The organism is Streptomyces sp. NPDC051243, assembly GCF_044455405.1.
Taxonomy (GTDB): Bacteria; Actinomycetota; Actinomycetes; order Streptomycetales; family Streptomycetaceae; genus Streptomyces.
On record NZ_JBITES010000028.1, the window covers coordinates 1 to 22,279 of the forward strand.

The following is a 22,279-nucleotide window of genomic DNA, read 5'->3' on the forward strand; positions in this document are numbered from 1 at the left end:
GACCCTCGGCTCGCTGGTGCTCGGCGCGATCGCCGGGGCGCCGCTCGACAAGGCCATCGCCAGCTTCTCCACCGGGCTCGGGGCCCCCCCCGCCCGGCGGGGGGGGGGGGTAGGCCGCGGCGGCGGGGCGGGCCACAAGTGAGCCCGCCCCCGGCGCCCCCCCCCCCCCCGCCCCCCCCCCCCGGGCGGGCGTGGCCCGCCCCCCCCCCCCCCCCCCCCCCCGCGCCCCCCCCCCCCCCCCCCCCCCCCCCCCCCCCCCGCCGTAGAAGAAGGGGAAAGAGCCGGGCTACCGATCCGCGTCCAGTGGCTCCAGGTCCTCGTCCTCGTCCAGGTCGGTGTCGACTTCGTCCTCGAGATCGTCATCGTCGTCGATCTCGTCGTCGATCTCGTCGTCGAACACCGCGCTGACGTCGAACCGGCACACCACCCGCTCCGGATCGGCCCCCTCGAACGGCATCTCCAGCCACTCCCCGGGGTCGGCCGAGTCGTCCGCGGCGGTCACCCAGAGCGTGGAGTCGCCCTCCTCCAGGCCGAACTCCTTGTGCCGGGAGGCGATCTCGTCCGGTTCGAACTCGCCGAACAGGATGCCCAGCGCCCCGTGCACCGTGCCGGCGGCCTCCGCGCCCTCGTCGTCGTCCGCCGCCTCGACCCGCTGGGCCTGCGCCAGCAGCCGCTGTGGCTCCACCACGGTGTAGTCGCGGCGGATCAGCACGCTCAGCGCGTTCGGTTCCTCGGGGCCCGTGTACGGCGGCAGCGCGTCCTCCGTACCGGGGATCTCGAAGGGAGTGACCTCGTCATAGCGGTCGTAGAGCAGCTCGTCGTAGGCCTCGGCGGCCGCGGCCAACTGGTTGAACGCCTCGTAGACGGCAGGGTCGTCCTCACCCGACCGGCGTTCGACCGCGGCAAGGTGACGGTCGAGCGCGGTCTTGACCGCCTCGGCGGCGGCGCGTACCTCGGCAGCGGTGGGCTGCACAGCATCAGACATAGTGCAGACGCTATCCGTACCGGGCCCCAGCCCGCACAATAGATGCGATGCCCGAATACGAATTTGTCGACGTGTACGTACCTCGCGGGGTGTCCCGCAAGGACGCCACACGCCTGCTGACGGACCATGCCGAGTACGGACACTGGGAGTTGGACCGCCTGAGCCTGCTGCGTGACGGAAGCCGCAGGGTGCGGCTGCGCCGCAGGATCATCCGCCAGATGCGGGCCACGTGGTGAGCTGAGGCGACAGGAAGCCAGGACAGGCACAGCGGGAGAAGGAAGCACAGAACGGAGCGGCCCCGCCTCGGCGGGGCCGCTCCGTTCGTGCCGGAGACCGTGCCCTACGCCGATGCGCGTGCCTTGCGGTACAGCACGGCGCCCGCGAGCAGCGCTCCCGCGCCGACCGGCAGGGTCAGGCCCAGTGGCAGGTCACTGCCGGTCTGGGCGAGCTCCGCGCGACCCTGGGGCTGGGTGACGTCCTGGGTGCCCGGGTGGTTGCCGTTCGGGGAGTCGTCGCCCGGCGTGACGCCGCCCGAGCCGGGCGGCGTGCTCGGGGTGCCGGGCTGGTTCGGCTCCTCGGGGTTCTGCGGGCTACCGGGGTTACCGGGGTTGCCCGGGTTTCCGGGGTTGCCCGGGTTATCGGGATTCCCCGGCTCCTCGGGATCACCCGGGTTTCCGGGGTTGCCCGGGTTACCGGGGTTGCCCGGCTCCTCCGGCGACTCGGGCGGGTTCTCGTGACCGCCGCCACCGCCGTTGTTGGCGCAATCATTGCCCTCGGTGGAGTTGCCGATGCCGATGACGTCGACGCTGTTGCCGCACACGTTGACCGGCACATGGACCGGCGCCTGGACGTGGTTGCCGGAGCCGACACCGGGTGAGTCACTGGCGTGCCCGTCGGCCGACGCCCCTCCACCGCCGTGGTTGCCGCCTCCCCCCTGGTTGGTGCAGCTGTTGCCGACCGCCGGGTTGAGGATCCCGACGACGTTGACGGTGTTGCCGCAGACGTTGACCGGTGCGTGCACCGGCGCCTGCACCGTGTTGCCCGACAGCACGCCGGGCGAGTTCGAGGCGGCGCCGTTCGCGCCCGCTCCGGTGGCGTGGGCGGTGCCGCCGGCTGCGGCGATGACGCCGGTCGCGGCCGCCACGGTCAGCAGGCCCTTGCGGGTGACCTGTCGCATTGCTGATTCCCTGCCTTCGACCTTGTTCCGGGAAAGCGGCGCCGGAATCGGCCCGGCGCCGCCGAAAGGCCGGTCGGCCCCGGAGCGCATGGCACGCACTCCGGGGCCGACGGGCTCAGCCCCTTTCACGGGGCGAGGCACAACGTCACTTGTTGATGCAAACGTTGCCGAAGGCGGGGTTCAGCACGCCGACGACCGAGATCGTGTTGCCGCAGACGTTCACGGGAACGTGAACCGGCGCCTGAACGACGTTGCCGGACAGGATGCCGGGCGAGTGCACGGCGGCACCCTGGGCACCAGCGTCGGCGACAGCGAGGCCCGCGCCCGCGAGAACCAGCCCACCGGTGGCAGCCGCAGCGGCGACGACCTTCTTGATCATTATTCCTCCTTGTTGGCAATGCGATCACAAGTAGCTGATCGCATCACCTGTAACGAGGAGGAACTAATAGGGCTACGACCTTATGAGCGCGTTCACCCTCCCCAGCCACGCCCCGTACGTCCGGTCGAATTCTGAAGTGTCGTTTCAGTGGGCCAATTCAGGACGCATCGATGAACCGGTCGAGAACCCGCACCCCGAATTGCAGCCCGTCCACCGGCACCCTCTCGTCGACGCCGTGGAACATGCCGGCGAAGTCCAGCTCCGGCGGCAGCTTCAGCGGCGCGAAGCCGAAGCCCCGGATGCCGAGGTCGTCGAAGGACTTGGCGTCGGTGCCGCCGGAGAGCATGTAGGGGATCGCCTTGGCCGCCGGGTCCTCGGCCACCAGCGCGGACTGCATGGCCGCCACGAGCGCCCCGTCGAAGCCCGTCTCCACGGCCTTGTCGGCGTGCACGTCCTCGCGCCGCACGTTCGGCCCGAGGATCTTGTCGATGTCCGCGAGGAACTCCTCCTCGAAACCCGGCAGGAAACGGCCGTCGACGTGCGCGGTGGCCTCGCCCGGGATGACGTTGACCTTGTAGCCGGCGTTCAGCTGGGTCGGGTTGGCCGTGTTGCTGAGGGTCGCGCCGATGAGCTTGGCGATGCCGCCGAGCTTGGCGAGGGTGCCCTCCATGTTCTCCGGGTCGAGCTCGGTGCCGAGGGCGTCGCCGAGCTCGTCGAGGAAGGCCCGGGTGGTCTTGGTGACCCGCACCGGGAACTTGTGCCGCCCCAGCCGGGCCACGGCCTCCGACAGCTCGGTGATCGCGTTGTCCCGGTGGATCATCGACCCGTGCCCGGCCGTGCCGGCCACGGTCAGCTTCATCCAGTGCATGCCCTTCTCGGCCGTCTGGATCAGATAGAGCCGCCGCTGCTCGCTCACGGTGAACGAGAACCCGCCGACCTCGCTGATCGCCTCGGTGACGCCCTCGAAGAGGTCCGGGTGCTTGTCGACGAGGAACCGGGCGCCGTACTTGCCGCCGGCCTCCTCGTCGGCGAGGAACGCGAGCACGATGTCGCGCGGCGGCTTGCGTCCGCTGCGCAGCCGGTCGCGTACGACCGCCAGGGTCATCGCGTCCATGTCCTTCATGTCGACGGCCCCGCGCCCCCACACGCACCCGTCCGCGACCTCGCCGGAGAAGGGGTGGTGGGTCCAGTCGTCGGCGTTGGCCGGTACGACGTCGGTGTGCCCGTGGATGAGCAGCGCGGGCCGGGAGGGGTCCGCTCCCTCGATCCGCGCCACGGTGGAGGCGCGGCCCGGGTGCGACTCGAAGATCTTCGGTTCGAGGCCCACCTCGGCGAGCTTCTCGGCGACGTACTCGGCCGCCTTGCGCTCACCGGGCCCCGAGTGGTCGCCGTAGTTGCTGGTGTCGATCCGGATCAGCTCGCGGCAGAGGTCCACGACCTCGTCCTCGCCGGTGACGCCCCTGGCCGTGTCCGTCTGGCTCACGCTGCTTCCTCCCGCGCTGTCACTGCTGGTGGTCCCCCTCATCCTCCCCCTCGGCACAGCGCCACCCAAGGGCGGCCGCGCCCCGTCACACACCGTTCACGCCACGACGGGGGGTGATCGGGGCACCCTCCGGAGCCTGGTAATGTTTCCTGTGTCGCCGCGAGGGAAACCCCGCACGACAGACACCTTGTCCGGGTGGCGGAATGGCAGACGCGCTAGCTTGAGGTGCTAGTGCCCTTTATCGGGCGTGGGGGTTCAAGTCCCCCCTCGGACACGCGAGATGGCGAGGGCCGTGACCATGAGGTCGCGGCCCTCGGCCGTTGTGTGGGGGAAGTCTCCTCCCTCGAAGATCACCAGGTCAGCGCCCATTTGCCGCTGCCTCCGCGTACCCGAACGGCTGCTCCGAGTGGCGTATCGGAGTGCCCGAACCTAGCGTCGTACTAAAATTTCCGGCTTGTTACGGAGCTGGAGCCGGACAACCCCAGGCAAACCTGCGGGCCCGCCAGCGCCCCGGAGGCATCCGGGATCTAGACGCGAGGACCGGATGGCAGCCATACAGGAGAGCAACGCTCTCGGCCTGCTCGAGGAAGAGCTCGGCGCGGAGATCCACCAGCGGTTCGGGGACACGGCACGTTTCTCGGGAGGCCCGGCGGCCTCGCCGCGCACGCTCGTGGACGTCTTCGAGGCGTCCGTGCGGTCGTATCCGGACGAGCCCGCCCTGGACGACGGCACGACCTGCCTCACCTACCGCGCGCTGGCCGTGGAGGCGGAGCGGCTGCGGCGCCGGCTCGACTCCGCCGGGGTCGGGCTCGGGGACCGGGTCGGGGTCAGGGTTCCGTCCGGTACCAATGATCTTTACGTCGCGATCCTCGCCGTGCTCGCGGCCGGTGCCGCCTACGTCCCCGTCGACGCCGAGGACCCGGACGAGCGGGCCGAGTTGGTGTTCGGGGAGGCAGACGTACGGGCCGTGATCGGGGCCGGGCACGAGATCGCCGTGCACGGTGTCTCCGAGGTCCCCGCGGCCCGACCCGGTGTGGAGCACGACGCGTGGATCATCTTCACCTCCGGCTCGACGGGCAAGCCGAAGGGCGTCGCCGTCTCGCACCGCAGTGCCGCCGCGTTCGTGGACGCCGAGGCCGCGCTGTTCCTCACCGAGGAGCCGATCGGACCCGGGGACCGGGTCATGGCGGGGCTGTCGGTCGCGTTCGACGCGTCCTGCGAGGAGATGTGGCTGGCCTGGCGGTACGGGGCGTGCCTGGTGCCGGTGCCGCGCTCGCAGGTCAGGAGCGGGGCCGATCTGGGGCCGTGGCTGGTCGAGCAGGAGATCACGGTCGTGTCGACCGTGCCCACGCTGGCCGCGCTCTGGGAGCCCGAGACCCTCAACGACGTACGGCTGCTGATCTTCGGCGGTGAGGCCTGTCCGCCCGAGCTGGCGCAGCGCCTGGTGACCGAGGGGCGCGAGGTCTGGAACACGTACGGGCCGACCGAGGCGACGGTGGTGGCGTGTGCGTCGCTGATGGGCGGCGAGGAGCCGATCCGGATCGGGCTGCCGCTGGACGGCTGGGAGCTGGCCGTCGTCGACGAGGCCGGGGAGCCCGTGCCGATGGGCGGCAGTGGGCAGCTCGTGATCGGCGGGGTGGGGCTCGCGCGGTATCTCGACGCCGAGAAGGACGCGGAGAAGTACGCGCCGCTTCAGTCCCTGGGCTGGGAGCGGGCGTATCGCAGCGGGGACCTCGTCAAGGCGGAGCCCGAGGGACTGGTCTTCCTCGGGCGGGCCGACGAGCAGATCAAGCTCGGCGGTCGGCGCATCGAGCTCGGTGAGGTGGACGCCGCGCTGCAGGCGCTGCCGGGGGTGGCCGGTGCGGCCGCCGCCGTGCGGACCGCTCGCAGCGGCAATCAGCTGCTCGTCGGGTACGTCGTCACGCAGGACGGCTGGGATCACGCGGTCGCGGTTGAGAAGCTGCGGGCCGAGTTGCCCGCCGCGCTCGTGCCGCTGCTCGCGCCGGTCGAGGATCTGCCGACCAGGACGTCGGGCAAGGTCGACCGCAACGCGCTGCCCTGGCCGCTGGAGGGGCTGGAGAGCGGTGGTCCGGCCGAGCAGCTCTACGGCACCGAGGCCTGGCTGGCCGAGCAGTGGACCGAGGTGCTCGGCATCCCGGTCACCAGCGCCTCCGACGAGTTCTTCGCGATCGGCGGCAGCAGTCTGGCCGCCGCGCAGCTGACGACCCGGCTGCGGACCCGCTATCCGAGCGCGGCCGTGCTGGACATCTACCAACAGCCGGCCCTGCGCAAGCTGGCCCGGCGGCTGGAGGAGTCCGCGCAGGACGACGGCGCCGAGCGCGTCGTCGCGCCGGTGCCCCGTCGGGCGCAGGTGATCCAGCTCCTGCTTCTCCTTCCGTTGTTCACGCTGCTCGGCCTGCGCTGGACGGTCGTGCTGGCCGCACTCGGCAATGTGCTGCCCGGGTACGCGTGGCTGCCGACGGCCCCGTGGTGGCTCGTCGCGGTCGGGGCTGTCGTGCTGTTCAGCCCGCCGGGGCGGCTCGCGCTGGCCGCGGGTGGTGCTCGGCTGCTGCTGAGGGGCGTGAAGCCCGGACGGTACGCGCGCGGTGGCGGTGTGCATCTGCGGCTGTGGGCGGCCGAGCGGCTCGCCGAGTTCAGTGGGGCGACCTCGCTGACCGGGGCGTGGCTGGAGCGGTACGCGCGGGCCCTGGGCGCCAAGGTCGGGCCGGACGTCGATCTGCACTCGCTGCCGCCGGTCACCGGGCTGCTGAAGCTGGGGCGGGGCGCGGCCGTGGAGTCGGAGGTGGATCTGTCCGGGTGGTGGCTGGACGGTGACCGGCTGGAGATCGGCGCGATCAAGGTCGGCGCGCACGCCACCGTCGGCACCCGCAGCATGCTCTTCCCGGGTGCCCGGGTCGGCAAGCGGGCCGAGGTGGCGCCCGGCTCGGCGGTCACCGGGCAGGTCCCGACCGGCCAGCGCTGGGCCGGGGCGCCCGCGGTCAAGCTCGGCAAGGCCAAGCGCAACTGGCCGAAGGAACGGCCGCGGCGCGGGACGTACTGGCGGGTGATGTACGGCCTCACGGGCTTCGCGCTCAGCGCGCTGCCGGTGGTGGCCGGGGCGGCGGCGTTGCTCGTGGCCCGGGTGTTCTTCACGCCGGACGCGCCTCTCACGGGCGCTGCCCTCGCCCTCGTTCCGGCGACGCTCGCCTTCGGGCTGGCGTACGCCGTGCTGCTCCTGATCGCCGTACGGCTGCTGAGCCTGGGGCTGCGGGAGGGGACGTATCCGACGCACAGCAGGGTCGGCTGGCAGGCGTGGACCGTCACGCAGCTGATGGACCGCTCGCGCGAGACGCTGTTCCCGCTGTACGCCGGGCTGGTCACGCCGGTGTGGCTGCGGCTGCTCGGGATGCGGATCGGCAAGGGCGCCGAGGTGTCGACGGTGCTGGCGCTGCCCAGCCTGACGACGGTCGGCGAGGGCGCGTTCCTGGCCGACGACACGCTGACCGCACCGTACGAGCTCGGCGGCGGCTGGATGCGGATCGGGCGCGCGGAGATCGGGCGGCGGGCCTTCCTCGGGAACTCGGGGATGACCGCGCCCGGGCGGACCGTGCCGGACGGCGGGCTGGTCGGTGTGCTGTCGGCGACGCCGAAGAAGGCCAAGAAGGGCACCTCGTATCTGGGGCTGCCGCCGGTGAAGCTGCCGCGCAGTGCCGCCGACGGTGATCAGAGCCGGACGTACGAGCCGCCCGCACGCCTGCTGTGGGCGCGCGCGCTGGTGGAGCTGTGCCGGATCGTGCCGGTGTTCTGCTCGGCGGGGCTGGCGGTGCTGACCGTGGCGGCGCTGTGTGCGCTGGGGGTCTGGGCGCCGCTGCTGTCGGGGCTGGTGCTGCTCGGGGCGGGGGTCGTGGCGGGGCTGGTGTCGATCGTCGCGAAGTGGCTGCTGGTGGGCCGGCATCACAGCGGGGAGCATCCGCTGTGGTCCTCCTTCGTGTGGCGCAACGAGCTGGCGGACACCTTCGTCGAGGTGCTCGCGGTGCCGTGGCTGGCGGGTTCGGTGCCGGGTACGCCGGTGCTGACGGCGTGGCTGCGGGGGCTCGGCGCGCGGATCGGCAAGGGCGTGTGGGTGGAGAGCTACTGGCTGCCCGAGACCGATCTCGTGACCCTCGAGGACGCGGCCACCGTGAACCGGGGCTGTGTGCTGCAGACACACCTCTTCCACGACCGGATCTTGCGGACGGATACTGTGGTTCTCCGTGAGGGCGCGACGCTGGGTCCTGGCGGGATCGTCCTGCCCGGCAGCGCGATCGGGGCCCGTACGACGCTGGGTCCCGCGTCGCTCGTGATGGCGGCGGAGGCGGTCCCCGACGACACCCGTTGGCTCGGCAATCCGATCGAAGCATGGCGTTCCTGAGCGCGGCCCGCTCAGGGCCGGAGAACGTCGGGCCGGCACGGAGTGGCAGCAGTACGGCGCAGGGAGCACAGACAGCAGTGGCAGTTCAGCAGGCGGCGGGCGCGGACCCGTACTTCCCGGAGCACGGCGACCCCCGGTACCGGGTGCACCGGTACGAGCTGGTGCTGGACTACCGCCCCGGCCCCAACCGGCTGTCGGGGACGGCACGGATCAACGCCATAGCGGGGCGCTCGCCGCTCACCGAGTTCGTGCTGAACCTGGCCGACTTCAGGATCGGGCGGGTCCGGGTCGACGGACGGCAGCCGCATTACACGCACCGTGGCGGGCGCCTGCGCGTCCGGCCCGCCAAGCCGGTGCGCGCCGGTGCGGCCTTCACGATCGAGGTGCAGTGGTCGGGCAACCCCAAGCCGGTGAACAGCCCCTGGGGCGGCCTGGGTTGGGAGGAGCTGGAGGACGGGGCGCTGGTGGCGAGCCAGCCGATCGGGGCACCGTCGTGGTACCCGTGCAACGACCGGCCCGCCGACAAGGCGTCGTACCAGATCTCGATCACCACGCCGTCGGCGTACGCGGTGGTGGCGGGCGGGCGGCTGCTGACGCGGACGACGAAGGCGAGCACGACGACCTGGGTGTACGAGCAGTCGGCGCCGACGTCCAGCTATCTGGTCGGTCTGTCGATCGGCAAGTACCAGACGGTGCTGCTGGGCGACCCGGGGCTGGGCGGCGTGCCGCAGCACGGGCACATCCCGGCGCAGCTGCTCGGCGACTTCTCGCGGGACTTCGCCCGGCAGCCGCAGATGATGGAGGTCTTCCAGGAGCTGTTCGGGCCCTACCCGTTCGACGAGTACGCGGTCGTGGTGACCGAGGAGGAGCTCGATGTGCCCGTCGAGGCACAGGGGTTGTCGCTGTTCGGCGCCAACCACGTGGACGGGGCGCGCGGTTCGGAGCGGCTGGTCGCGCACGAGCTGGCGCACCAGTGGTTCGGCAACAGCGTGTCCATCGCGGACTGGCGGCACATCTGGCTGAACGAGGGGTTCGCGAAGTACGCGGAGTGGCTGTGGTCGGAGCGCTCGGGCGGCCGTACGGCCCAGCAACACGCCGCCGCCGCGCACCGGTTGCTGGCGTCGATGCCGCAGGATCTGCGGCTGGCGGATCCGGGGCGGAAGTCGATGTTCGACGACCGGCTGTACGAACGTGGCGGGCTGGTGCTGCACGCGGTGCGCTGCGCGCTGGGTGACATCGCCTTCTTCCGCATGCTGCGCGGCTGGGCGCAGCTGCACCGGGGTGGCACGGTGACGACCAAGGGCTTCGCCGCGCACGTTGCCCGCTTCACGGGCGAGCCGGTGGACGAGCTGTTCGAGGCGTGGGTGCACGGGGCGGCGCTGCCGCCGCTGCCCGGGGCCGAGACGCGGGCGGCGGGCTAGCAGAATGGCAGGCATGACCACACGTTCCTGCCCGTGCGGGCTGCCCAAGGCGTACGGCGAGTGCTGCGGCCGCTTCCACTCCGGTGCCGCCGCGCCGACCGCCGAGGCGCTGATGCGCTCGCGGTACAGCGCGTTCGTCAAGGGCGATGCGGCGTACCTGCTGCGGACCTGGCATCCGCGGACGCGGCCGGCGCGGCTGGAGCTCGATCCGGGGATGCGGTGGACCGGGCTGGAGATTCTGGAGGCGGTGGACGGGTCGGCGTTCCACTCGACGGGGACGGTGACCTTCCGGGCCTCGTTCCGGGGTGGGTCGCTGCATGAGCGGAGCCGGTTCGAGCGGGTGGACGGGGCTTGGGTGTACGTCGACGGGGAGTTCCTGGAGTGATGGCCTAGGCGGGGTCCCGGCGGCCCGGCGGGAACTCGTTGCCGTCGCGGTCGGAGACCGTGGCGAAGAAGGACGTCGCCCAGACGGTCAGGCAGTCGGGCTCGTGGACCGTCTCGAACGGGCGGTCGTTCCAGGTGCCGTACGAGGTGACGTACACGGTCTCCCCGGGCTCCAACCAGTAGTCCTGGCCGAAGGGCTCCAGCCACAGCTGCAACGGCTTTGGGCCGCTGTTCTCCACCAGCATGGGCATGGGGTTGCCCAGCCGTTTGATGGCCTCGAAGCCGAAGTCCCCGGCCTCGGGCATGTTCGCCTTCAGCGGCTCCAGGATCCGGTCGAGGCCGGGTGGGCCTGCATCGTTCATGGCGCGAGGATGTCCAGTTCCTGAAGCGCGCCCACCGTGATCTCCCGGGTGAGGTGTTCCGCCCGGGCCGCGTCGCCCGCGCGGACCGCCTCCGCGACCTGGACGTGCAGCGTGACGGCGGCCGGGTCGGGGTCCTCGAACATGACCTCGTGGTGGGTGCGGCCCGTGAGGACTTCGGCGACGACGTCGCCCAGGCGGGCGAACATCTCGTTGCCGGAGGCGTTCAGGATGACGCGGTGGAAGGCGACGTCGTGGACGAGGTAGCCCTCCAGCTGGTGGCCGCGGGAGTGGGCGACCATGCCGAGGGCGCACTCGGTGAGTTCGGCGCACTGCTCGGCGGTGGCGTGCTTGGCGGCCAGGGCGGCCGCCGCCGGCTCGATCGCCGAGCGCAGCACCGTGAGTGAGCGCAGCTGCTGGGGGCGGTCCGCGCCGGCCAGGCGCCAGCGGATGACCTGGGGGTCGTAGACGTTCCACTCGGACTTGGGGCGCACCGTCACGCCCACGCGGCGGCGGGACTCGACCAGGTGCATGGACTCCAGGACCCGGACCGCCTCGCGCATCACCGAGCGCGACACGTCGAAGCGCTGCGCCAGCTCGTCCGTACGCAGGACGCTGCCCGGCGGGTACTCACCCGCGGTGATCGCGGGGCCGAGGGTTTCCAGTACATGGCCGTGCAGCCCCCGGCCCGGTGTGCTCATGCACTCAGCGTACGGGGCAGATCACGGCAACAAAAAGTCAGACTTATTCATCACAGGGCCTTGAATTCGTCGTATCTAATGAGCTTCAGTTGCGTCGACATCACGTGTCGACGAAGACAGCAGACAGTGAGGCAGCGATGAACACCCCCCATGTCGTCGTGGTCATGGGCGTCGCGGGCACCGGCAAGACCACCATCGGTCCCCTGCTCGCCGCCCGGCTCGGCGTCCCGTACGCCGAGGGCGACGACTTCCACCCGCCGGCCAACATCGCCAAGATGTCGGCCGGCACCCCGCTCGACGACGCGGACAGGTGGCCCTGGCTCGACGCCATCGGCGCCTGGGCTCACGAGCGGACCGGGCTCGGCGGGGTGGTCAGCTGCTCGGCGCTGAAGCGGTCGTACCGCGACCGGCTGCGGGCCGCCGCGCCCGGCGTGGTCTTCGTGCACCTCACGGGCGACCGCGCGCTCATCGAGGACCGGATGTCGCACCGGCGGGGGCACTTCATGCCCACGGCGCTGCTCGACTCCCAGTTCGCCACGCTCCAGCCGCTGGAGCCGGACGAGGCGGGCGTCGAGGTGGACGTCACGGGCAGCCCCGAGGAGATCACCGGACGGGCCGCGACGGCCCTGAAGGCGCTCCCCGAGCCGACCCCCTGAGGCCTCCTGGAACCTTCCAGGGCCTGGTAGCCCCCCCCCACCCCTCCCCCATCCCCGTACCTGCAAGGGAACCCCGTGACCAGACTCAGCGTCGAGATGCTGGCAGCGGACACCGTCGAGCCCATCACCTCGGCCGGCCACGCCCAGCTGGGCATCGCCGTCCTGGCGGGCATCGCCGTCATCGTCCTGCTCATCACCCAGTTCAAGCTCCACGCCTTCCTGTCGCTGACCCTCGGCTCGCTGGTGCTCGGCGCGATCGCCGGGGCGCCGCTCGACAAGGCCATCGCCAGCTTCTCCACCGGGCTCGGCACCACCGTCGCCGGCGTGGGCGTGCTCATCGCCCTCGGCGCGATCCTCGGCAAGATGCTCGCCGACTCCGGTGGCGCCGACCAGATCGTGGACACGATCCTCGCCAAGGCCGGCGGCCGTTCGATGCCGTGGGCGATGGTGCTGATCGCCTCGGTGATCGGTCTGCCGCTGTTCTTCGAGGTCGGCGTGGTGCTGCTGATCCCGGTCGTGCTGATGGTCGCCAAGCGCGGCAACTACTCGCTGATGCGCATCGGTATCCCGGCGCTCGCCGGTCTGTCCGTGATGCACGGCCTGGTGCCGCCGCACCCCGGTCCGCTGGTCGCCATCGACGCGGTGGGGGCCAACCTGGGCGTGACGCTGGCGCTCGGCGTCCTCGTCGCGATACCGACGGTGATCATCGCCGGCCCGCTGTTCTCCCGGTACGCGGCCCGCTGGGTGGACGTCCCGGCGCCCGAGCGCATGATCCCATCGCGCGTCTCCGAGGACCTGGACAAGCGCCCCGGCTTCGGCCCGACGCTCGCCACGATCCTCCTCCCGGTCGTCCTGATGCTCTCCAAGGCGCTGGTCGACATCGTCATCGACGACCCCGGGAACACCGTCCAGCGGGTCTTCGACGTCATCGGCTCCCCGATGATCGCGCTCCTCACCTCCGTGCTCGTCGGCATCTTCACGCTGCTGCGACCCGCCGGGTTCGGCAAGGAACGGGTCTCGCCGCTGGTCGAGAAGAGCCTCGCGCCGATCGCGGGCATCCTGCTGATCGTCGGCGCGGGCGGCGGCTTCAAGCAGACGCTGATCGACACGGGCGTGGGCCAGATGGTCCTCGACATCTCCGAGGACTGGTCGATCCCGGCGCTGCTGCTGGCCTGGCTGATCGCGGTGGCGATCCGTCTCGCCACGGGTTCGGCGACGGTCGCCACGGTCTCGGCGGCCGGCCTGGTCGCCCCGCTCGCGGCCGACATGTCGACGACCCACGCGGCCCTGCTGGTCCTGGCCATCGGCGCCGGCTCGCTGTTCTTCAGCCATGTCAACGACGCCGGGTTCTGGATGGTGAAGGAGTACTTCGGCCTCAGCGTCGGCCAGAACATCAAGACCTGGTCCGTCATGGAGACGATCATCTCGGTGGTCGCCGGTGGTGTGGTCCTGCTGCTCTCACTGATCATCTAGGAGTACGACGATGACGGCTCACCCCCTCTTCGACATCAGCGGCCGCACGGCCCTGGTCACCGGCGCCGGCCGGGGCATCGGACTCGCCCTGGCCCGGGGTCTCGCCGAGGCCGGCTGCACGGTGGTCCTCAACGGACGGGACGGCGAACGCCTCGCCAAGGCCGCCGCCGAGCTCGGGGCCGCCGCCGGGCTGCCCGGCGACCGGATCCACACGGCCGTGTTCGACGTGACCGACGGCCCCTCGGTGGCCGCCGGGATCGCGGATGCCGAGGAGCGGGTGGGCCCGCTCGACATCCTGGTCAACAACGCGGGCATGCAACTGCGCGCCCCGCTCCTGGAGTTCACCGACTCCGACTGGCACCGCATCCTGGACACCAACCTGACCGGCGCGTTCCTGGTCGGCCGGGAGGCGGCCCGGCGGATGACGGAACGCGGCCACGGCAAGATCGTCAACATCTGCTCGCTGCAGAGCGAGGTGGTCCGCCCCGGCATCGCGCCGTACGCGGCCACCAAGGGCGCGCTGAAGATGCTCACCAAGGGCATGTGCGCGGACTGGGGCCCGTACGGCGTCCAGGTCAACGGTCTCGGCCCCGGCTACATCGAGACCGAGCTCACCCGCCCCCTCGTCCAGGACGAGGAGTTCAGCGCATGGGTGCGGCGACGCACCCCGGCCGGACGCTGGGGCCGTACCGAGGACCTGGTGGGCGGGGTGCTCTTCCTCGCCTCCCCGGCCGCGGACTTCATCAGTGGACAGATCCTGTACGTCGACGGCGGCATGACCAGCGTGCTGTGAAGGAGGCCTCGGGGATGCTCGGGTGTGTGATCCACGGTCAGGGCGATCTGCGGGTGGAGGAGTTGCCCGTGCCGGTGCCGGGCCCCGGGCAGGCCCTGGTCGCCGTGCGCTACGGCGGGGTCTGCGGCTCCGACCTGCACTACTGGCGGCACGGCGGGGTCGGGGACTTCCGGCTGAAGGAGCCGATGGTGCTCGGGCACGAGGTCGTCGGGACGGTCGTCTCGTACGGTGCCATAGCGTCAGGGCCGGTTCCCGGTACGGCCGTCGCGGTGCACCCGGCCACGCCCTGCGGGGTGTGCCCCGAGTGCGCGGACGGGCGGCGCAACGTCTGCCGGGACACCCGTTACCTCGGCAGCGCGGCGCGCTTCCCGCATGTGCAGGGCGGTTTCGCGGCCCAGGTGGCCGTCCCCGCGGGCCAGTTGAGGCCAGTCCCGGCCGGCCTGGAGCTGCGGCGGGCGGCGCTCGCCGAGCCGCTGTCCGTCGCACTGCACGCGGTGCGGCGGGCCGGGAAGGTGGCCGGACGGCACGTCCTGGTCACCGGTGCCGGGCCCATCGGCTGTCTGGTGGTCGCGGCGGCGAAGGCGGCGGGGGCCGCGCGCGTCACGGTGACCGACCTGCTGCCGGCCGCCCTCGAGTACGCGCGGACCGCCGGCGCCGACACCGTCGTACGGGCCGACGATCCGCAGGATGCCGGGTGGCCTGCCGAGGTGGACGTGGCGATCGAGGCGTCCGGGGTCGCGGCGGGGCTGGACGCCTGTCTGCGGCTGGTGCGGCGCGGGGGTGTCGTCGTGCAGCTCGGGATGCTGCCGCCGGGGCGGAGTCCGTTCGCGGGGAACCTCGTCGTGAGCCGGGAGATCGAGCTGCGCGGGGCGTTCCGCTTCGACACGGAGTTCGACGACGCGCTGGAACTGCTCGCCGCCGAGGCATCGTTCGACGGGCTGGTCAGCGCGGTGGTGCCGGTGCGGGAGGCCGAGTCGGCGCTCGCGCTGGCGGCGGACCGGAGCACGTCCTGCAAGGTGCTGCTGGACTTCGGGGCCTGAACAGCCGCTGTCCGGCGGGGATTCCGGTTCCCGCGGGTGGGACGGTTCTGTGTGCCTGAACTCGCACTGACGATCACATGAAGCGGCTTCCCCAAGGGGGTCGCGAGCCCGATGATGAGGGGACCCCCGCAGGCTTCCGCGGCCGCCGGGGGCCGGAACATCGGGGGGTGTCATGGCGGTCTCCCTCGGGATGCGTATCTCGGGGCTGCTGGTCGTAGGGGCGGTGGCGGTGGCCGCCGCGGCTTTCACCAGTGACGGGGGTGGCTCGGCGGACGGCCGGGGCGGCGGGGGCACCATCGTCACCGCCGGGCCCTCCGACGGCAGCCGGAGCCTGCCGGCCGGACCCTCGGTCAGCTCCGCTCCTCCGCTACGGCCGTCACCCGAGGGCCACATCGGCGCGCCGGCGGTCACCGACACACCGCACCCGTCCCGGAGCACACCGGCGAGCGAGCCCCCGGCCCCCACCCCCAGCCCCTCCATGAGCCGCAAGCTCCTCGAAGTCCCGGACTGGCTCCCGCCCGGCCCCGGCTCACCGAACGCCGACGGCGTTCCCGACCCGTCGAGCGTGTACGACCTGCTCCGCTCCCCCGCCGAGTGCCGTAACGCCCTGAGCGCGGTCCCCCGCACGCCGGACACCCCTGAGTGGACGCTGCTGCGGGGGCTGGCCACCGCCTGTCTGGTCGTGCAGGGCGAGGGCGGCGGCTGGGAGCGGGCGGCCCGGGACCATGCCGCGTCGGCGGGGAGGACCGACACCTGCAAGGGGCGCGCCGCGTCCGCCGTCCTGGGCGGGCTGCTCGACTTCCATCGGCGGCATCCCGGCGCCACCGTACGACTGAAGCCCACGTCGAGCGGCACACCCGCGGCCTGCGGTTTCCGGATCGCCGGGGTGGACACGGGCGGTGACGGGGAGGCGAAGCCCGGTGACACGATCCGGATCGCGTTGGCGGACGCCTACTTCGACCACGCCGAGCTGCAGTCGGCCGCGAGCGTGAGCATCGGTGGACAGCAGGTGCCCGGGGTGCCCGTACTGGAGCCCGAGTCGGGCGACGGGCTGGTGCTGTCCGTCGTCGTACCGGCGCTGGAGCGGGGTCCGGTCGACGTGGTGGTCCGGTACGCCGATACCGAGGTCCGCCTGCCGACCGCCTTCAGTGTGGCCGCTCCCGACGTGGTCCCGTCTCCGAGCGCGGCTCCGGGGACACCCGGCGAATCGGCGTCCGTGCTCGACGCGTTGGTGTCAGTGCCGCCACAGCGAGTGCTCCCGCTCCGCCCACTCCCGGCTCACCACGCCGGTCCGCATGCCCCGGCGGGCCTCCGGATCCCCGAGGGCCATGCCGATGTGCCCGGCCAGGACGATCCCGATGGTGAGCGCCAGCCAGTCGTGGACGAAGGTCGCGCTGGTGCGCCACACCAGCGGTGTGAGCTGGGTGAACCACATCATCAGGCCGGTACCGAGCATCACCAGCGTCGCACCGGCGAGCCACGCCGCGTAGATCTTCTGCCCGGCGTTGAACTTGCCCGCAGGGCGGGACGCGGCCCGCTTGTCACGGCGGAACGCGGCACGCAGCCAGACGCGGTCGTGCGGGCCGAAGCGGTTGAGGAAACCCAGGTCGGCGCGGAACGCGCGGGAGGCGAGAGCGGCCAGCACGGGCACGGGCAGGGCGAGACCGGCCCACTCGTGGACACGGACCACCAGCTCGCGGCGGCCGACGAGTTCGGCGAGCTGCGGGACGTACAGGCAGGCCGCCGTCACCACGCACACGCCCATCAGCGCGGCCGTCGTGCGGTGCACCCAGCGGGTGGCCGGGCCGAAGCGCCGCACGCCGGCGGTCCGGCCGGGGGTGTCAGCTCGTAGGCTCATCGTCGCGTCCGTTCGAGCGGCCGACCCAGGCGTCCACGTCGTAGCCGCGTTCCTCCCAGTAGCCGGGCTTCACGTCCGCGGTGACGGTGATGCCGGAGAGCCACTTGGCGGACTTGTAGAAGTACATGGGTGCCACATAGAGGCGGGCCGGGCCGCCGTGGGCGTGGCTCAGGTCCTTGTCCTGCATGCGCAGGGCGACGAGGACGTCCGCGCGGCGGGCCTGGTCGAGGGTGAGGCTCTCGGTGTAGGTGCCGTCGAAGCAGGTGAAGCGGACCGCCCCGGCTCCTTGGCGCACTCCCGCGGCGTCGAGCAGCCGGGACAGGCGCACCCCTTCGAACGGTGTGTCGGGGACCCGCCAGCCGGTGACGCACTGGACATCGCGCACCAGCCGGGTCTGCGGCAGGGCGCGCAGTTCGGCCAGCGTGTAGGTCCGGGGGCGGTCGACCAGGCCGTCCACCGCGAGGCGGTAGGTGGTGGCGTTCTTGCGGGGTACGGAGGAGGCCACCGAGTAGTAGCGGAAGCCGCCGCCGTTGGGGAGCAGACCGGTCAGGCCGGTGGGGTCCTTGTCGGAGGCGCTCGCGAGGAAGGACTCCAGGCCGCCTTGCAGGGTGGGCGCGGTGACCACGCCGAGGGCGCCCAGGCCGAGGGTGCCGAGGAAGACGCGGCGGCCGATGGGTTTGCCCCGCTGCTCCTCGGGTGGTTCGGAGTTCACGTACTCATTCGAGCACCCGCATCCCTCGCTGGGCCAGGGATCGCGGGTACTCGTCAGAGTTCGGTAACCACCTACGACGTCTCGGTCGCCGCCTTCTCCAGCTGGAACGCCTCGTTGCCGAGCCCGATGCGGGCGTGCCGCTCGGGGGCGCGGGAGCGCAGGAGCAGGCCCTGGGTCACGCCGGCGGCCAGGGCGGCGGCGATGACGGCGGGCAGCGCCCAGCTCAGGGCGGAGTCCGGGCCCGCCCCGATCAGGACGTCGAAGTCCTTGACGGTGTAGACGACGATGAACAGCAGTGCGAGGACGGAGAGCCCGGAGGCGGCCAGTCGCCAGAACTGCGCTGCGACGGCTCCGCGGCGGACGAAGAAGACGATGACGGAGAGCGACGCCGCGGCCATCAGGGCTGCCACGCCGAGTGCGCCGAGGCTGCCCATCCAGGTGAACAGGTGCAGGACCGGTGCGGTCGGGTCTCCGGTCGGCTTGTCGTCGGTGAGCGCGAAGGCGGCGACGACCACGAGTGCGACGACGGTCTGCAGCAGCGAACCCGTGCCGGGTGCGCCGCTCGTGCCGCTGGTGCGGCCGAAGGCGGCGGGCAGCAGGCCCTCTCGGCCCATGGCGAAGGCATAGCGGGCGACGACGTTGTGGAAGCTGAGCATCGCGGCGAACATGCCGGTCACGAACAGCACGTGCAGGACGTCGGTGAAGCCGGTGCCGAGCAGGTCCTCGCTGAGGAAGAACAGCAGTCCCGCGCTCTGCTCCTGCGCGGTGCCGACGATCGCCGAGGGGCCTGCGGCGACGGTGTACGCCCAGCAGCTGATCGTGTAGAAGACGGCGATGCCGCCGACGGCCAGGAACATCACGCGGGGCACGAGGACGTGCGGGCGGCTGGTCTCCTCGGCGTAGACGGGGGCCTGCTCGAAGCCGAGGAAGGCGGCCACGCAGAAGCACAGGGCGGTGCCTATTCCCGCGCCGGTGAGGGTGTCCGGGTCGAAGGCGTGCAGCGACAGGCCCTCCTTGCCGGGGTCGGCGATCGCGGCCACGTCGAAGATGACCACCAGGGCGACCTCGATGATCAGCAGCACGCCGAGCACGCGCGCGTTGAGGTCGATCTTCAGCCAGCCGAGGGCGCCGACGAGGAGCACGGCCGCGAGCGCCGGTATCCACCAGGCGACCTCGGTCTCGAGGTAGGTGGCGAACAGCCCGGAGACCTCGAAGCCGAAGATGCCGTAGATGCCGACCTGCAGCGCGTTGTAGGCGACGAGCGCGACCATCGCGGCGCCGGCGCCGGCCGTGCCGCCGAGGCCGCGCGAGATGTAGGCGTAGAAGGCGCCGGCGTTGTGGACGTGCCGGCTCATCTCGGCGTACCCGACGCTGAAGAGGGCGAGGACGAGGCCGAGGATCACGAAGAGCAGCGGCTGTCCCAGGACACCCATCACCCCGAAGGTCGTGGGCATGACACCCGCGACGACCATGAGTGGCGCTGTCGCGGCGAGCACGGACAGCAGCAGGCCCGTCGTGCCCAGCCGGTCGGCGCGCAGGGCGCGGTCCTGCCCCTTGAACGTACTGATGCCGCCGCTGCCGGCGGTGGCTCTGCTCGTGCTGGAACTGCCGGTGGTCATCGAAGGACCGTCCTTTGTCGGGTCGGGGGCGCTGATGGGATCAGGTCGGGTCGGTGCTCCTACGCCGTGCCGAGTGCCGTGGCGCGTGCGGCGCTGAAGGCGGGGTACGGGTCGCGGTCCGGGTACGACCAGGGCGAGGGGGTGGCGTGGTCGCCGATGCGGTGGAACAGGGCGGCCGCCTCGGCACCCCGGCCCTCGCAGACCTTGGCGTGGGCGAGGAAGTTCAGGTCGACGAGGCGGCGCGGGTGGCCTTCCTGCTCCCACTCCAGCCACCAGTCGAAGGCGGCCCGCATCACCTGCCGGGCCCGGCGGCCGGTCCAGTGCCCGGAGGCGGCCGCGTCCCGGGGCTCGTGCCCGGCCGCCGCGAGGACGCGGTAGCGCTCGGCGTGGGCGACGACCGGGAGGACGGCGAGCGGGGAGTCGGCGGGGGCGCGCTCGGCGGCGTGGTTGGCGAAGTCGTAGACCTCGTGGAGCGGGTCGGGGCCGGCGCCGGGATGGCGCTCGGCGAGCCGGGCGACCATCAGGTGGTGGGCGTGGTGATGGTCGGCGTAGCGGGCGCGGACCTCGGCGAAGACACGGCGCACCTCCTCCTCGGCGCCCAGCCGGTTCTCCAGCATGAGCAGGCCGAGCCAGGGCGTGGGGTCGGCGGGCACGAGTGCGGCGGCGGCGTGGCAGGACTCGCGGGCGCGCACCGGTTTCTCCTTGCCGCGCAAGGCGCGCCGCACCTGGGCGAGGGCGAGCAGCACGGCGGCATCGGCGGAGTCGGGCTCGGCGAGCAGCCAGTCGCGGGTCCAGGGGACGCAGTACGGCTCCTCGGCGAGGACCGTGACGCGGTGCCCTCTGCGGTCCCAGTCGTCGCCGGTCCGGGCGAGCAGTGAGCGGGCCGTCTGCCATCTGCCCTGGGCCAGCGCGGCGCGGGCCGCGGTGAGCTCGGCGTCGTCGAGGGCCGCGTCGAAGGTATGGGTTGCGCGCTTTCGACCGCGGCCGAGGGGTGGCGGAGGTGGGGACACCGTTTTGGGTTCTGTCGGGGGAAGTGTGTGGACCGTCATCAAGTGATCACGCACAGCAAACCCGCAGCCAATGGTTCGCGTCAAGGGCCGTCGTCGCGTTACACGCGTCAACTCGCGTTACTGGTGGGGCAGTTGAGGCACTCAACGAGCCCGGAATGTCGGAATTGTTCAGAGTGTGTGGCGTACGTCATGGCGCCGGCCGGTGAGCACACCGCAGGATGGCAGGACGCGCATGCCGGGCTCCTGGCCGCTACAGTCGGCCCTTACGCACCCCGTCCCCCCACACCCGGCAGGATGATCGAGGTACGCAGCGTGTCGCTTCAGATCCTGATACTCGCCGTCACCGCCGCGTGCTGCCTGGGCTTCGGCTTCGTACTGCAGCAGAACGCGGCCCAGAAGGCGCCGCTGAGCGACTTCCTGTCGCCGCGGATCCTCCTGGACCTGATGAAGGTGCCCCGCTGGCTCGGCGGCATCGGGCTGATGGTGGTCGGTATGGCGCTCGGCGCGATGGCGCTGGGCCAGGGCGAGATCTCCCTGGTGGAACCGCTGCTGGCGACGAACCTGCTGTTCGCGCTCATGCTCTCCCGCCGTCAGACCAAGCAGCCGCTGGGCCGCCAGGGCTGGACGGGCCTCGCGCTCCTCGCGGGCGGTGTGACGGCCTTCATCGTCGCCGGACAGCCCCACGGCGGAACGGCGACCGACAACCCCCTCCGGCACTGGCTGATCATCGGCGTCATGATCGGAGTGGCCCTGCTGCTCACGGGGTACGCCAAGCGCTCCCGGCTCAGCTCGGGTCCCGCGCTGCTGGCGACCGCCGCCGGCCTCCTCTACGGCGTGCAGGACGCGCTGACCCGCGTGACCGGGCAGCGCTTCGCCGAGGGCGGCATCACGGAGGTCCTGACCGGCTGGCAGCCGTACGCCGTGGTCGCGATCGGCCTGACCGGGCTGATCCTCGTCCAGAGCGCGTTCGAGACCGCGTCCCTGCGCATGTCCCTGCCCGCCCTGACCGCCGCCCAGCCGCTGGCCGGCATCGCCTGCGGCGTGGGCTTCCTCGGCGACCGGCTGCGCACCGACGCGGGCGCGCTGGCGTGGGAGGCGGCCGGGCTCGCCGGCATCGTGGTCGGCATCATCCTGCTCGGGACGCATTCGGCGATGCCGTCCGGCGCCACGCAGCCGCGGCGGGTCGCGGCGGCACTGCAGACGCCCTGAGCGACACGGGTGCCGCGGCGCAGTCGCGCCGACCGGGATGCGCCGCCCTGCTTGGATGGCCCCATGAGCGCTGCTGACGAAATCCTCGACATCGTCGACGAGCAGGACCGGGTCATCGGACAGTCCCCGCGCGGCGAGGCCTACGCCAAGGGGCTGCGCCACCGCTGCGTCTTCATCGAGGCCCGGGATGCACAGGGCCGTCTCTTCGTGCACCGCCGCACTCCTACCAAGCTGGTGTTCCCTTCGCGGTACGACATGTTCGTCGGCGGAGTGGTCGGCGCGGGCGAGTCGTACGACGAGGCCGCTCTGCGCGAGGCCGAGGAGGAACTCGGGGTGAGCGGCCTGCCCCGCCCGTCGTACCTCTTCAAGTTCCTGTACGACGACGGTGCCGGGCAGACCTGGTGGTCGGCGGTGTACGAGGTGCGCTGCGAGCTGCCCGTGAGCCCGCAGGTGGAGGAGGTCGCCTGGCACGGCTTCCTGCCCGAGGCCGAGGTGGAGCGGCGGCTGCCGGAGTGGGCGTGGGTGCCGGACGGGCTCGCCGCGTACGAACGGCTCAGGGCGTACCGGTCGGCCGGCTGATCCGCCCTCCGGCTGGCGGGACCGTCGGCG

General features: G+C 72.1%; 20 protein-coding genes and 1 tRNA gene. 11 read left to right on the plus strand and 10 right to left on the minus strand.

Annotation, left to right across the window (positions count from 1 at the left end; all coding sequences use genetic code 11):
* Positions 1 to 286 precede the first annotated feature (286 nt).
* Positions 287 to 985 carry a hypothetical protein gene (locus ACIBAG_RS43975; protein ID WP_399113562.1) on the minus strand — a complete coding sequence of 233 codons (699 nt, stop codon included), beginning with the start codon at positions 983 to 985 and terminating at the stop codon, positions 287 to 289.
* 47 nt (positions 986 to 1,032) lie between these two features.
* On the opposite strand from ACIBAG_RS43975, the gene ACIBAG_RS43980 reads away from it, so the two are divergent.
* Entirely contained in the window at positions 1,033 to 1,221 is a 189-nt protein-coding gene (locus ACIBAG_RS43980) for a DUF5703 family protein (RefSeq protein WP_399113564.1), read from the plus strand.
* 104 nt (positions 1,222 to 1,325) lie between these two features.
* Here ACIBAG_RS43980 and ACIBAG_RS43985 read toward each other — a convergent pair whose 3' ends face one another.
* The 3 genes from ACIBAG_RS43985 to ACIBAG_RS43995 all read right to left on the minus strand — a co-directional run bounded on the left by ACIBAG_RS43985 (position 1,326) and on the right by ACIBAG_RS43995 (position 4,024).
* Positions 1,326 to 2,162 (minus strand): chaplin, encoded by an 837-nt coding sequence (locus ACIBAG_RS43985; protein WP_399113566.1) that lies wholly within the window; start codon positions 2,160 to 2,162, stop codon positions 1,326 to 1,328.
* A gap of 145 nt (positions 2,163 to 2,307) precedes the next feature.
* Entirely contained in the window at positions 2,308 to 2,541 is a 234-nt protein-coding gene (chpH, locus tag ACIBAG_RS43990; protein WP_031487002.1) for a chaplin ChpH, read from the minus strand.
* A gap of 157 nt (positions 2,542 to 2,698) precedes the next feature.
* Complete coding sequence (locus ACIBAG_RS43995) at positions 2,699 to 4,024, minus strand: M20/M25/M40 family metallo-hydrolase (protein WP_399113568.1); 1,326 nt, start codon at positions 4,022 to 4,024, stop codon at positions 2,699 to 2,701.
* 189 nt (positions 4,025 to 4,213) lie between these two features.
* Here ACIBAG_RS43995 and ACIBAG_RS44000 point away from each other — a divergent pair.
* The 4 genes from ACIBAG_RS44000 to ACIBAG_RS44015 all read left to right on the plus strand — a co-directional run bounded on the left by ACIBAG_RS44000 (position 4,214) and on the right by ACIBAG_RS44015 (position 10,241).
* Positions 4,214 to 4,298: transfer RNA gene (locus ACIBAG_RS44000), tRNA-Leu, on the plus strand.
* A 270-nt stretch (positions 4,299 to 4,568) separates the two neighbouring features.
* On the plus strand, positions 4,569 to 8,435 hold the full coding sequence (locus ACIBAG_RS44005) for a Pls/PosA family non-ribosomal peptide synthetase (protein WP_399113570.1): 3,867 nt from the start codon (positions 4,569 to 4,571) through the stop codon (positions 8,433 to 8,435).
* Between the two features lie 77 nt (positions 8,436 to 8,512).
* Positions 8,513 to 9,856, plus strand: a complete 1,344-nt coding sequence (locus ACIBAG_RS44010) for a M1 family metallopeptidase (protein WP_399113572.1) — start codon at positions 8,513 to 8,515, stop codon at positions 9,854 to 9,856.
* Positions 9,857 to 9,869: 13 nt separating this feature from the next.
* Positions 9,870 to 10,241: a YchJ family protein gene (locus tag ACIBAG_RS44015; protein WP_399113573.1), complete on the plus strand. Its 372-nt coding sequence runs from the start codon at positions 9,870 to 9,872 to the stop codon at positions 10,239 to 10,241.
* A 4-nt stretch (positions 10,242 to 10,245) separates the two neighbouring features.
* Here the strand turns inward: ACIBAG_RS44015 and ACIBAG_RS44020 are convergent, their stop codons facing one another.
* Both ACIBAG_RS44020 and ACIBAG_RS44025 read right to left on the minus strand, forming a co-directional pair.
* The gene (locus ACIBAG_RS44020) at positions 10,246 to 10,602 is read right to left on the minus strand and encodes a hypothetical protein (RefSeq protein ID WP_399113574.1); all 357 of its coding nucleotides are present in this window, start codon (positions 10,600 to 10,602) and stop codon (positions 10,246 to 10,248) included.
* Positions 10,599 to 11,300 (minus strand): FadR/GntR family transcriptional regulator, encoded by a 702-nt coding sequence (locus ACIBAG_RS44025; RefSeq protein WP_399113575.1) that lies wholly within the window; start codon positions 11,298 to 11,300, stop codon positions 10,599 to 10,601. Before ACIBAG_RS44025 ends, ACIBAG_RS44020 begins: the two co-directional genes overlap by 4 nt.
* 137 nt (positions 11,301 to 11,437) lie before the next feature.
* Between ACIBAG_RS44025 and ACIBAG_RS44030 the strand changes: the two genes are divergently transcribed.
* The 4 genes from ACIBAG_RS44030 (at position 11,438) to ACIBAG_RS44045 (ending at position 15,262) form a co-directional block, all read left to right on the plus strand.
* Positions 11,438 to 11,956: a gluconokinase gene (locus ACIBAG_RS44030; protein ID WP_399113576.1), complete on the plus strand. Its 519-nt coding sequence runs from the start codon at positions 11,438 to 11,440 to the stop codon at positions 11,954 to 11,956.
* A gap of 75 nt (positions 11,957 to 12,031) precedes the next feature.
* Positions 12,032 to 13,429, plus strand: coding sequence for a GntP family permease (locus tag ACIBAG_RS44035; RefSeq protein WP_399113578.1), 1,398 nt, complete (start codon positions 12,032 to 12,034; stop codon positions 13,427 to 13,429).
* A gap of 10 nt (positions 13,430 to 13,439) precedes the next feature.
* Positions 13,440 to 14,222, plus strand: coding sequence for an SDR family oxidoreductase (locus ACIBAG_RS44040; RefSeq protein WP_399113579.1), 783 nt, complete (start codon positions 13,440 to 13,442; stop codon positions 14,220 to 14,222).
* A 14-nt stretch (positions 14,223 to 14,236) separates the two neighbouring features.
* Positions 14,237 to 15,262, plus strand: a complete 1,026-nt coding sequence (locus tag ACIBAG_RS44045) for an L-idonate 5-dehydrogenase (RefSeq protein ID WP_399113580.1) — start codon at positions 14,237 to 14,239, stop codon at positions 15,260 to 15,262.
* Positions 15,263 to 16,496: 1,234 nt separating this feature from the next.
* Here ACIBAG_RS44045 and ACIBAG_RS44050 read toward each other — a convergent pair.
* The 4 genes from ACIBAG_RS44050 to ACIBAG_RS44065 form a co-directional block, all read right to left on the minus strand.
* Entirely contained in the window at positions 16,497 to 17,120 is a 624-nt protein-coding gene (locus tag ACIBAG_RS44050) for a cytochrome b/b6 domain-containing protein (protein WP_399113581.1), read from the minus strand.
* On the minus strand, positions 17,104 to 17,832 hold the full coding sequence (locus tag ACIBAG_RS44055; RefSeq protein ID WP_399113583.1) for a molybdopterin-dependent oxidoreductase: 729 nt from the start codon (positions 17,830 to 17,832) through the stop codon (positions 17,104 to 17,106). The genes ACIBAG_RS44050 and ACIBAG_RS44055 overlap by 17 nt, the downstream gene beginning before the upstream one ends.
* Before the next feature lie 71 nt (positions 17,833 to 17,903).
* Positions 17,904 to 19,451 carry an APC family permease gene (locus ACIBAG_RS44060; RefSeq protein WP_399113584.1) on the minus strand — a complete coding sequence of 516 codons (1,548 nt, stop codon included), beginning with the start codon at positions 19,449 to 19,451 and terminating at the stop codon, positions 17,904 to 17,906.
* 59 nt (positions 19,452 to 19,510) lie between these two features.
* Positions 19,511 to 20,461 carry a hypothetical protein gene (locus ACIBAG_RS44065; protein WP_399113586.1) on the minus strand — a complete coding sequence of 317 codons (951 nt, stop codon included), beginning with the start codon at positions 20,459 to 20,461 and terminating at the stop codon, positions 19,511 to 19,513.
* A 312-nt stretch (positions 20,462 to 20,773) separates the two neighbouring features.
* Here ACIBAG_RS44065 and ACIBAG_RS44070 point away from each other — a divergent pair, with 312 nt between their 5' ends.
* Positions 20,774 to 21,670 (plus strand): DMT family transporter, encoded by an 897-nt coding sequence (locus ACIBAG_RS44070; RefSeq protein WP_399113587.1) that lies wholly within the window; start codon positions 20,774 to 20,776, stop codon positions 21,668 to 21,670.
* Positions 21,671 to 21,733: 63 nt separating this feature from the next.
* Positions 21,734 to 22,249 (plus strand): NUDIX domain-containing protein, encoded by a 516-nt coding sequence (locus ACIBAG_RS44075; protein ID WP_399113589.1) that lies wholly within the window; start codon positions 21,734 to 21,736, stop codon positions 22,247 to 22,249.
* Positions 22,250 to 22,279 lie beyond the last annotated feature (30 nt).

Excerpts from the sequence above, each read along its gene's own strand:
- ACIBAG_RS43975 (WP_399113562.1), bottom strand. The coding sequence starts at position 985 with ATGTCTGATGCTGTGCAGCCCACCGCTGCCGAGGTACGCGCCGCCGCC.
- ACIBAG_RS43980 (WP_399113564.1), top strand. The coding sequence starts at position 1,033 with ATGCCCGAATACGAATTTGTCGACGTGTACGTACCTCGCGGGGTGTCC.
- ACIBAG_RS43985 (WP_399113566.1), bottom strand. The coding sequence starts at position 2,162 with ATGCGACAGGTCACCCGCAAGGGCCTGCTGACCGTGGCGGCCGCGACC.
- chpH (WP_031487002.1), bottom strand. The coding sequence starts at position 2,541 with ATGATCAAGAAGGTCGTCGCCGCTGCGGCTGCCACCGGTGGGCTGGTT.
- ACIBAG_RS44005 (WP_399113570.1), top strand. The coding sequence starts at position 4,569 with ATGGCAGCCATACAGGAGAGCAACGCTCTCGGCCTGCTCGAGGAAGAG.
- ACIBAG_RS44015 (WP_399113573.1), top strand. The coding sequence starts at position 9,870 with ATGACCACACGTTCCTGCCCGTGCGGGCTGCCCAAGGCGTACGGCGAG.
- ACIBAG_RS44020 (WP_399113574.1), bottom strand. The coding sequence starts at position 10,602 with ATGAACGATGCAGGCCCACCCGGCCTCGACCGGATCCTGGAGCCGCTG.
- ACIBAG_RS44025 (WP_399113575.1), bottom strand. The coding sequence starts at position 11,300 with ATGAGCACACCGGGCCGGGGGCTGCACGGCCATGTACTGGAAACCCTC.
- ACIBAG_RS44030 (WP_399113576.1), top strand. The coding sequence starts at position 11,438 with ATGAACACCCCCCATGTCGTCGTGGTCATGGGCGTCGCGGGCACCGGC.
- ACIBAG_RS44040 (WP_399113579.1), top strand. The coding sequence starts at position 13,440 with ATGACGGCTCACCCCCTCTTCGACATCAGCGGCCGCACGGCCCTGGTC.
- ACIBAG_RS44045 (WP_399113580.1), top strand. The coding sequence starts at position 14,237 with ATGCTCGGGTGTGTGATCCACGGTCAGGGCGATCTGCGGGTGGAGGAG.
- ACIBAG_RS44050 (WP_399113581.1), bottom strand. The coding sequence starts at position 17,120 with ATGAGCCTACGAGCTGACACCCCCGGCCGGACCGCCGGCGTGCGGCGC.
- ACIBAG_RS44060 (WP_399113584.1), bottom strand. The coding sequence starts at position 19,451 with ATGACCACCGGCAGTTCCAGCACGAGCAGAGCCACCGCCGGCAGCGGC.
- ACIBAG_RS44075 (WP_399113589.1), top strand. The coding sequence starts at position 21,734 with ATGAGCGCTGCTGACGAAATCCTCGACATCGTCGACGAGCAGGACCGG.